The following is a 2,561-nucleotide window of genomic DNA, read 5'->3' as shown; positions in this document are numbered from 1 at the left end:
ATACCGCGCTGATGGGCGCCACGCTGTTGTATGAAATGCTCTGCGTGCTGCCCGGTGTGAAGAGAGGGGAGTGAAGCGTCAGGAGTGGCCGTGGCGGGGTTGCCGGTCCGGTGCCTCGCCAAGCATCACCCCGATTTTATAACAAGGAAGATCCCATCTTTCGCCATGACGCCACCAGCTCACCGTCAACAATCATTCCCAACAGGTGACTATCATGTATGACTCTCAAACGCTACGCGCTGGGCACGATGCGGGCGGACCCATCCCGCGCCGCCATCTGCTCAAGTTCCTGATTCCGTCGATCATCGGCGTGCTGCTGTTTCTGGTGCCGTTTCAAACCGGTGACTCGGTCAACATCGGCATGGGAATGATGGCCGACGGCCTGCAGACGCTACTCGGCGAAGCGCTGCCGCTGATCGCCATGGTGGTGCTGTGCGTCTCGGTTATCGTCACGCTCTACGTGAAGGCCGCCAACCCCGCCTGGGCTCGGGGCGGCCATTTTGGCGACATGTTTCAGGTGGGGCTTATCTGGGTGGTGCTGCGCGTGCTGGGCGCCGTCTTCGTGGTGATGACCTACTTTCAGATCGGGCCGGAATTTGTTACCGCCTCGTTCACCGGCGGGGTCATGCTCAACGACCTGGCGCCGGTGCTGTTGACGTTCTTCTTCTTCGCCGCGATTTTGCTGCCGTTTCTGGTCGAGTTCGGCTTCATGGAGTTCATCGGAAGCCTGGTGCGCAAGCCGTTTCGCTTCATCTTCAACCTTCCCGGGCGCAGCGCCATCGACGCTACCGCCTCCTGGATGGGCTCGGGCACCGTGGGCGTGCTGATCACTTCCCAACAGTACGAACAGGGCTTCTACAGCGGCCGTGAGGCCTCGGTGATCGCCACCAACTTCTCCGTGGCCTCCATCGCCTTCAGCCTGTTGGTAGTCAACTTCGTCGACTTGAACCATATGTTCGTGCCGTTCTACTTCACCGTGGTGGTCTCCGGGCTGATCGCCGCGGTCATCGTCTCGCGCATTCCGCCGCTGTCGCTCAAGGCCGACGACTACCATGAGCCGGTGGGCTGCCAGATTCGCGAAGAGAACACCGGCCGCGCCGGGCTCTTTCGCTACAGCCTGCAGCAGGCGACAAACCGCGCCGCCAGCGCGCCGGGGCCGGCCGAGCTTGCCAAGCTGGCGCTGATCAATGTCATCGATATCTTTCTGACGCTTCTGCCTCTGGTGTTCGCGATCGGCACCGTGGCGCTGATTCTGGCCGAGTTCACGCCGCTCTTTACCTGGCTCTCCTACCCGATGGTGCCGGTACTCGAGCTCTTGCGCCTTCCCGAAGCCCAGGCCGCCGCCCCGGCCACGCTCGTCGGTTTTGCCGACATGTTCCTGCCGGCGGTGCTGGCCACCAACATCGACAGCGAGCTCACCCGTTTCGTGATCGCGTGCCTCTCCATGACCCAGCTCGTCTACATGTCCGAAATCGGCGCGCTGCTGCTGAAATCGAAGATCCCCATCGCGCTGTGGGAGCTGGCGGCGGTCTTTCTGCTGCGCACCGCGATCACGCTGCCGATCATCGCGCTGATGGCGCACACGTTGTTCTTTTAAGGAGGCGCCATGAAGGCTCACGATACGATGACCTGCGCCGAGCTGTTGATTCGCCTTCTGCGCGATACCTACGGCATCGACACGCTCTTTGGTATTCCCGGCGTCCACACGGTGGAACTCTACCGAGGTCTCGAAGGCGGTGGCATCCGCCACGTCACACCGCGCCATGAGCAGGGCGCGGGCTTCATGGCCGACGGCTACGCTCGCGCCAGCGGCAAGCCCGGGGTGTGTTTGATCATCACCGGCCCCGGCATGACCAATATCGCCACCGCCATGGGGCAGGCCCTGGCGGACTCGGTTCCGATGCTGGTGATCTCGAGCGTCAACCGCCGCGATACACTGGGGCTCGGCCAGGGGCGGCTTCACGAACTCGCAAGCCAGCAACAGGTGATCAGCGGCGTGGCGCGCTTCAGCCATACGCTGCTCGACGCCGACACGCTGCCGGAGGTGCTGGCCCGTGCCTTCGCGGTGTTCAGAGGGGCGCGTCCGGGGCCGGTGCATATCGAAATTCCCATCGACCTGTTCGACGCGCCGGTCACGCCGCCCGCAGGCTGGCAGGCGCCTCGTCTCTACCGCGCCGCGCCGGACCCGGAGGGCCTTCGCGAGGCGGCGCGGCTTCTGACGGCGGCGAAGCGCCCGCTGGTGCTGCTGGGCGGCGGGTGCGAAGACGCCGCTCACGCGGCCCGTGCATTGGTCGAGCGCCTCGACGCGCCGACGGTGACCACCATCAATGCCAAAGGGCTTTTAGGGCGCGATCACCCGCTGGATCTCGGCGCCAACGCAGCACTCCCCGCGGTGCGCCGGCTGGCCTCTGATGCCGACGTGATTCTCGCCGTGGGCACGGAGCTGGGTGAAACCGATTATGACGTGGTGTTCGACGACGGCTTCAGGCTTGGCGGTACGCTGATTCGCGTCGATATCGACGCCGAGCAGCTCGCGCGCAACCAGGCTACTACGCTTGGGC

At 64.2% G+C, this 2,561-nt stretch carries 2 protein-coding genes; both read left to right on the top strand.

What is annotated here, in order from left to right:
* The first annotated feature begins 214 nt into the window (after positions 1-214).
* Positions 215-1,597 carry a YjiH family protein gene (locus tag BIS11_RS14955; RefSeq protein WP_253419925.1) on the top strand — a complete coding sequence of 461 codons (1,383 nt, stop codon included), beginning with the start codon at positions 215-217 and terminating at the stop codon, positions 1,595-1,597.
* A gap of 27 nt (positions 1,598-1,624) precedes the next feature.
* Positions 1,625-2,561: 5-guanidino-2-oxopentanoate decarboxylase (locus BIS11_RS14950; protein WP_253586417.1), on the top strand; the 937-nt coding region annotated here is incomplete at its 3' end.

The sequence above is a fragment of the Halomonas sp. 707D4 genome (assembly GCF_024158685.1).
Taxonomy (GTDB): Bacteria; Pseudomonadota; Gammaproteobacteria; order Pseudomonadales; family Halomonadaceae; genus Vreelandella.
The sequence above is the reverse complement of the archived record's forward strand: the minus strand, read 5'-3'. Positions and strand labels throughout refer to the sequence as shown.